The sequence below is a fragment of the Intrasporangium zincisolvens genome (assembly GCF_034724055.1).
GTDB classification, from domain to species: Bacteria; Actinomycetota; Actinomycetes; order Actinomycetales; family Dermatophilaceae; genus Monashia; species Monashia zincisolvens.
The window spans coordinates 430,064-437,421 of record NZ_JAWIIL010000002.1 but is presented as its reverse complement, the minus strand read 5'-3'; the positions used below and the strand labels follow the sequence as shown (position 1 = coordinate 437,421).

General features: G+C 73.4%; 5 protein-coding genes. All 5 read right to left on the bottom strand.

Annotation, left to right across the window (positions count from 1 at the left end; genetic code table 11):
* Positions 1–68 precede the first annotated feature (68 nt).
* Positions 69–2,165, bottom strand: coding sequence for a transcription termination factor Rho (gene rho / locus RY076_RS06330; RefSeq protein ID WP_323096746.1), 2,097 nt, complete (start codon positions 2,163–2,165; stop codon positions 69–71).
* Positions 2,166–2,442: 277 nt separating this feature from the next.
* Entirely contained in the window at positions 2,443–3,441 is a 999-nt protein-coding gene (locus RY076_RS06325; protein ID WP_323096745.1) for a homoserine kinase, read from the bottom strand.
* 3 nt (positions 3,442–3,444) lie between these two features.
* The gene (gene thrC / locus RY076_RS06320; protein ID WP_323096744.1) at positions 3,445–4,539 is read right to left on the bottom strand and encodes a threonine synthase; all 1,095 of its coding nucleotides are present in this window, start codon (positions 4,537–4,539) and stop codon (positions 3,445–3,447) included.
* Positions 4,539–5,855, bottom strand: a complete 1,317-nt coding sequence (locus tag RY076_RS06315; RefSeq protein ID WP_323096743.1) for a homoserine dehydrogenase — start codon at positions 5,853–5,855, stop codon at positions 4,539–4,541. The genes thrC and RY076_RS06315 overlap by 1 nt, the downstream gene beginning before the upstream one ends.
* Positions 5,856–5,939: 84 nt before the next feature.
* On the bottom strand, positions 5,940–7,358 hold the full coding sequence (gene lysA, locus RY076_RS06310; protein ID WP_323096742.1) for a diaminopimelate decarboxylase: 1,419 nt from the start codon (positions 7,356–7,358) through the stop codon (positions 5,940–5,942).

Here is a 7,358-nt window from a genome sequence, read left to right as displayed (position 1 = left end):
GGGGTGGGACCGCGTCGCGCGGTCCCACCCCTTCGAGGTGACGATGCCGAAACCGGAGCCGGGCGGGCTCAGGCGTCGCTGTCGAGGCGGTTGCCGCTCGTCTGCTGCACCTGCGTCAGGAACTCGTAGTTCGTCTTCGTCTTCCGCAGCCGGTCGAGGAGCAGCTCGATGGCCTGCTGCGCGTCGAGGCCGCCGAGGACCCGACGCAGCTTCCACATGATCTTCAGCTCCTCGGTCGCGAGGAGGATCTCCTCACGACGCGTGCCCGACGCGTTGATGTCGACGGCGGGGAAGATGCGGCGGTTGGCCAGCTGCCGGTCGAGCTTGAGCTCCATGTTCCCGGTGCCCTTGAACTCCTCGAAGATGACCTCGTCCATCTTCGAGCCCGTCTCGACGAGCGCCGTGGCCAGGATCGTCAGCGAGCCGCCGTTCTCGATGTTGCGCGCGGCGCCGAAGAACTTCTTCGGCGGGTAGAGCGCGGCCGAGTCGACGCCACCGGACAGGATGCGCCCGCTCGCCGGGGCGGCGAGGTTGTAGGCGCGACCCAGCTTGGTGATCGAGTCGAGCAGCACGACGACGTCGTGGCCCAGCTCGACGAGGCGCTTGGCCCGCTCGATGGCGAGCTCGGCGACTGTCGTGTGGTCCTCGGCCGGCCGGTCGAAGGTCGAGGCGATGACCTCGCCCTTGACGGCGCGCTGCATGTCGGTGACCTCCTCCGGACGCTCGTCGACGAGGACGACCATGAGGTGGCACTCGGGGTTGTTCGTCGTGATGGCGTTGGCGAGGGACTGCATGACCATCGTCTTGCCGGCCTTGGCGGGCGCGACGATGAGGCCGCGCTGGCCCTTGCCGATGGGGGCGACGAGGTCGATGATGCGCGTCGTGAGGTTGCCCGGCTCGGTCTCGAGCCGCAGCCGCTGCTGCGGGTAGAGCGGCGTCAGCTTGCCGAACTCGACGCGCTTGGCGGCGTCGTCGGGGCCGGCGCCGTTGATGCTGTCGAGTCGCACGAGCGCGTTGTACTTCTGGCGGCCGACGTTGCCCTGGGGCTGCTCGCCCTCGCGCAGCGCCTTGACGGCGCCGGTGACGGCGTCGCCCTTGCGCAGGCCGTGCTTCTTGACGATGCCGAGCGGCACGTAGACGTCGTTCGGGCCGGCGAGGTAGCCGGACGTGCGGACGAACGCGTAGTTGTCGAGGACGTCGAGGATGCCGGCGACGGGCACGAGGACGTCGTCGTCGCCGACCTGCAGGTCGGTCTCGGCCCACTCGCCACCGCCATCGGTGCCGCGGCCGCGCTTGCGGTCACGGTTGCGCTGGCGGTTGCGGCTGCGGCGGCCGCCGCGCTCGTCGTCGTCGAGCCGGTCCTGCTGGCCGCGGTTCTGGCCGCCCTGACCACCCTGACCGGCCTGTCCGCGGTTCTGGTCACGGTTCTGGTCACGGTTCTGGTCACGGTCCTGACCGCGGCTCTGGCCCTGGCTCTGGTCGCGGCTCTGGTCGCGGCTCTGGTCGCGGCTCTGCCCCTGGCCCTGCTGGCCCCGGGTGTTCGCACCCTGGCTCTGGCGCTCGCCCTGCCGGTCGCCCTGGCGGTCGTTCTGGCGCTCGCCCTGCCGGCCCTCGCGCGCCTCGCGGACGGCCTGGTCGGCGCGCTCGTCGCGACCCTGCTGGTCGCCACGCTGCTGGTCGCCACGCTGCTGGTCGCCACGCTGGGACCGGGTGCGCTCGTCGCGACGCTCGCGGGGCGCGTCGGCTCCCTCGGCGACTGGCGCGCGGTCACCGGTGGAGCTGTCCGACGCCGCGGCGTCGGTGGTGCCCGTGGTGGCGTCGGCGCCGGTTGCGGACCCCGCGGGACGGCTGGCCCGACGCGAGGTGCGGGCGCGGCCGGTGCCGGCCTCCTGTGCCGGGGCCTCGGACCCGGCCGAGCGGCCGGCGGCCGAGTCGGTGGCGGGAGCGTCAGTCGATGAACCGGCAGATGCACCGGCAGACGAGCCGGCCGGAGCGGCCGCGGGCGCCGACGAGCCGCCGGACTGCCGGGCGCGGATGGCCTCGACGAGGTCGCTCTTGCGCATCTTCCCGGTGCCCTTGATGCCCATGGAGGACGCGACGCCCTTGAGCTCGTCCAGCTTCATGGCGGACAGGCCCGACACCGGGCGGGTGGTGGTTTCTGACACGAAGGATCCTTCCCCCTCGTTTGCGACCCGGGGCGGACTCGCACGGGTCGGACTTGGGCCAGTGCTGGCCTGAAGGTGGTCCACGACGGCGCACGGCGCCGAGAGGCGATGAAAGGGCCTCTGCGTGGGGGTGATGCACCGGCCTGCGAAGGCTCGCGGCGTGTGGTGCACCCGCAGGATACCATCCGGCCCCCTCGCGCAGGTGGGCGGCTCGCGGCGCGGCTCCCCTGCCTCCGTGCCGTCCCGCCCCGGTGCCGCCGGTCCTGCTCGATGCGCCTCAGCGCACGGTGACGACGGCGCCGTTCGTGGGCACGCCCGGCGCCAGGCGACGCCAGCCGACGCGGCCGGCCGGCACGTGCACCTCGTGCGCTCGGGTGCGCGTCGTGAGGACGAGGATGCTCGGGCCCGCACCCGAGACGACGGCCGCGTGCCCCTGTGCGCGCAGGGTGTCGACGACGTCCATCGTGTCGGGGTAGGAGGGCCGCCGAGCCTCCTGGTGGAGCCAGTCGCGGGTCGCGGCGTGCAGGTGCGAGGGGTCGGCGGTCAGCGCGTGGACGAGGAGTGCGGCGCGGCCCGCCCCCGCCGCGGCCTCGCGGAGCGGGACGGCGTCGGGCAGCACGGCGCGCGCAGTGCGGGTGGCCAGCTGCGTGCCGGGGACCAGGACGACGACGTCGACGTCCTCGTGCAGCGCCAGACGCGCCGTGACCGTGTGCTCGCCCCGGTCGGCGCCGGTGCCGTCGGGCATCCAGCTGACCGTGAGCCCGCCGAACACGCTCGCCGACGCGTTGTCGGGGTGGCCCTCGAGCAGGCTGGCGACGTCGTCGGCGAGGCCGAGGTCGACGGGGACCTGCTCCCCGGGCGAGGGCCATGAGGCGTCACCAGTGGCGGACGCGTCGGGGCTCCAGCCCACCGCCGGTCCCGAGAGAGCCTGTGCTGCAACGACGCCCGCGACGATTGCGGTCGCCGACGAACCGAGGCCACGCCCATGGGGCACCCCGTTTCGTGCGTCGATGACGAGCCCCGACGGGGCCTCGACGCCGAGCCGGTCCCACGTGTGGCGCATCGTGGCGTGCACGAGGTGGCTCTCGTCGGTGGGCACCTCGCCGGCGGCCTCGCCGGTGACCGTGATGGCCAGCCCCGGGGCGTCGGTCGTCGTGACGACGTACTCGTCCCAGAGGCCGAGGGCCAGGCCGATCGAGTCGAAGCCGGGGCCGAGGTTGGCGCTGCTCGCGGGCACGCGGACGTGCACCGACCGGCCTGCGGCGACACGCGTCACGGGTCAGTCCTCGAGGCCGAGGGCCCGCGCCGCGCTCACGGCGTCGATGGGCACCCGCACCGGCGTCACGTCGCCGCCGTCGGCCGTGCGCAGGGCCCACTGCGGGTCCTTGAGGCCGTGACCGGTGACGGTGCAGACGATGCGCGAACCGGCCGGCACGAGCCCCGCCTCGTGGCACGCGAGGAGCCCCGCGACCGACGCCGCGGAGCCCGGCTCGACGAAGACACCCTCCTGCGCGGAGAGGAACCGGTGGGCGACGAGGATCTGCTCGTCGGTGACGGCGTCGATGCGGCCGCCGGACTCGTCGCGCGCGGCGACGGCCTGCTCCCACGACGCCGGGTTGCCGATGCGGATCGCCGTGGCGATGGTCTCGGGCTCGTCGACGGGGTGGCCGAGGACGATCGGCGCGGCGCCGGCGGCCTGGAAGCCCCACATGACGGGCAGGTGCGTGGCCGGCCCGGCCGGGGCGTCGGTGACGGGCGTTGCGAGGTACTCGCGATAGCCCTTCCAGTACGCCGTGATGTTGCCGGCGTTGCCGACCGGCAGGCAGTGGATGTCGGGGGCGTCGCCGAGGGCGTCGACGACCTCGAACGAGGCGGTCTTCTGGCCCTCGATGCGCGCCGGGTTGACCGAGTTGACGAGCTCGACCGGGTAGGCCTCGGCGAGCTTGCGCGCCAGCGTGAGGCAGTCGTCGAAGTTGCCCTCGACCTGCAGGAGGGTCGCGCCGTGGGCGATGGCCTGGCTCAGCTTGCCCATGGCGATCTTGCCGTCGGGCACGAGGACGCCGCACGTCATGCCGGCCTTGGTGGCGTAGGCCGCGGCCGACGCGCTCGTGTTGCCGGTGCTCGCGCAGATGACGGCCTTGGCACCCTTCTTCGCCGCCATGCTGATCGCGGCGGTCATGCCGCGGTCCTTGAAGGAGCCGGTCGGGTTGAGGCCCTCGTACTTGAGGTGCACCTCGGCGCCGACCCGCTCGGACAGCTTCTCGGCCGGGATGAGCGGCGTGCCGCCCTCGCGGAGGGTCACGACGGGCGCGCCCTCGAGCATCGGCAGCCGGTCGGCGTACTCGGGGATCACGCCCCGCCACTGGTGGGCCATCACGAACCTTCCACGCGCATCACGGAGTTGACGCCACGGACGACGTCGAGGGTGCGCAGCGCGTCGACCGTGGCCGACAGCGCCGCGTCGCTCGCGGTGTGCGTGACGATGATGAGGGTGGCGCGGGCCCCTTGACCGTCCTCGTCGCGGACGAGCTGCTGGCGAACGGTCTCGATGGAGACGTCCTGGTCGGCGAACGCGGCTGCGACCTGGGCGAGGACGCCCGAGCGGTCGGCCACCTCGAGGCTGATGTGGTAGCGCGTCTGCGCCTGGCCCATGGGCAGGACGGGCAGGTCGGCGTACGTCGACTCCCCCGGCCCGAGCCCTCCCCCGACGCGGTGGCGGGCGACGGCGACGATGTCGCCGAGCACGGCCGAGGCGGTCGGGTCGCCGCCGGCGCCCTTGCCGTAGAACATGAGCTGGCCCGCGGCGTCGGCCTCGACGAAGACGGCGTTGAACGCCTCGCGGACGCCGGCCAGGGGGTGGGTGCGCGGGATCATCGCCGGGTGGACGCGGACGCTGACGCCCTCGGCGGTGCGCTCGCAGATCGCGAGGAGCTTGACGACGGCGTCCATACCGCGGGCGGCCGCGACGTCGGCCGCCGTGACCTCGGTGATGCCCTCGCGGTGCACGTCGGTGCCGGCCACGCGGGTGTGGAAGGCGAGCGAGGCGAGGATCGCGGCCTTGGCGGCGGCGTCGAAGCCCTCGACGTCGGCGGTCGGGTCGGCCTCGGCGTAGCCGAGCGACTGGGCCTGCTCGACGGCGTCGGCAAAGCCGGCGCCGGTGGTGTCCATCTTGTCGAGGACGTAGTTCGTCGTGCCGTTGACGATGCCGAGGACCTTGGTGACCTCGTCGCCGGCGAGCGACTCGCGCAGCGGCCGCAGCAGCGGGATCGCGCCGGCGACGGCCGCCTCGTAGTAGAGGTCGACGCCGTGCTCGGCGGCCGCGGCGTAGAGCGTCGGGCCGTCCTCGGCGAGGAGCGCCTTGTTGGCGGTGACGACGGACGCGCCGTGCTGCATCGCGCGCAGGATGAGCGAGCGGGCCGGCTCGATGCCGCCGATGACCTCGACGACGACGTCGGCGCGGGTCACGAGCTCCTCGGCGTCGGTCGTGAAGAGGGCTGGGTCGACGCCGAGCTCGGACCGGTCGCGGCCGGCCCGTCGCACGGCGATGCCGGCGATCTCGAGCGGCGCGCCCACGCGGGCGGCCATGTCGTCGGCGTGCTCGGTGAGCAGCCGCGCGACGGCTCCACCGACGACGCCGGCCCCGAGCAGGGCGACGCGCAACGGCTTCGGGTCACTCACAGCGCTGTCCACCGTGCGAATCCTGCCGTGTGTCCGGGTGCTGGACGGCCATTGTTTCGCGATCCGGACACGAGCGGCGCAGGATCTGCGGGCCCATCAGACGTCGAGCGCGAGCAGGTCGTCGACGGTCTCGCGCCGCACGATGACCCGCGCGACGCCGTCGCGGACCGCGACGACCGGGGGCCGGGGCGTGTGGTTGTACTGGCTCGACAGGGACCGGCAGTACGCACCCGTGCCGGGGACGGCGATGAGGTCGCCGGCCGCGACGTCGGCGGGGACGAACTCGTCCTTGACGACGATGTCACCGCTCTCGCAGTGCTTCCCGACGACGCGGGCCAGGACCGGCGGGGCCGTGGAGGCGCGCCCGGCGACGGTGCACGAGTAGTTGGCGTCGTAGAGCGCCGTGCGGACGTTGTCGCTCATCCCGCCGTCGACGGACACGTAGACGCGTCGGGCGCCGCCGTCGAGGTCGACGGGCTTGACGGTGCCGACCTCGTAGAGCGTGAAGGTGCTCGGGCCGGCGATCGCGCGGCCCGGCTCGACGGAGATGCGCGGCACCGCGACGCCGTCGGCCCGGCACTCGCGCTCGACGATCTCGGCCATGCCGGCCGCGAGGTGCTTCGGGGACAGCGGGTCGTGCTCGGTGGTGTAGGCGATGCCGAAGCCGCCCCCGAGGTCGAGCTCGGGCAGCTCGACGCCGAGCTCGCGCGCCACCCGGGTGTGCAGGCCGAGGATGCGTCGGGCCGACACCTCGAAGCCGGACGTGTCGAAGATCTGCGAGCCGATGTGGCTGTGCAGCCCGAGCAGCCTGAGGTGCTCGGACCGCTCGAGGATGCGCCGGACCGCCTCGAACGCCTGGCCGCCGGACAGCGAGAGCCCGAACTTCTGGTCCTCGTGGGCCGTCGCGATGAACTCGTGGGTGTGGGCCTCGACGCCCACCGTGACGCGGACGAGGACCGGGGCCACGACGCCGAGCTCGGCGGCGACGCCGGCGACGCGCTCGATCTCGTCGAAGGAGTCGAGGACGATCCGCCCGACGCCGTACTCGAGGGCCTGGCGGATCTCGGCGACGCTCTTGTTGTTGCCGTGCAGGCCGACCCGCTCCCCCGGAACGCCGGCACGCATCGCCACGGCGAGCTCGCCGCCGGTGCAGACGTCGAGGTGCAGGCCCTCCTGGTGGATCCAGCGCGCCACCTCGGTGCAGAGGAACGCCTTGCCGGCGTAGTACACGTCGGCCCCGCCACAGAGGTCGTCGAAGACCTCGGCGTAGGTCTGCTTGAACTCCCTTGCGCGGGAACGGAAGTCGTCCTCGTCGATGACGTACGCGGGCGTGCCGAACTCGCGGGCGAGCTCGACCACCGACACCCCACCCACCGTGAGCGCGCCGTCGGACCCACGGCCCACGGACGAGGCCCAGAGCGAGGGTACGAGGGCGTTGACGTCGACGGGGGTCTGGAGCCACGCGGGGCCGCGGTAGCCCTCGGCGTGGAGCGCTCCGGCTTCGTGTGCGCGCAT

Coding starts and splice junctions, on each gene's coding strand:
- lysA (WP_323096742.1), bottom strand. CDS start 7,358: ATGCGCGCACACGAAGCCGGAGCGCTCCACGCCGAGGGCTACCGCGGC.
- thrC (WP_323096744.1), bottom strand. CDS start 4,539: ATGGCCCACCAGTGGCGGGGCGTGATCCCCGAGTACGCCGACCGGCTG.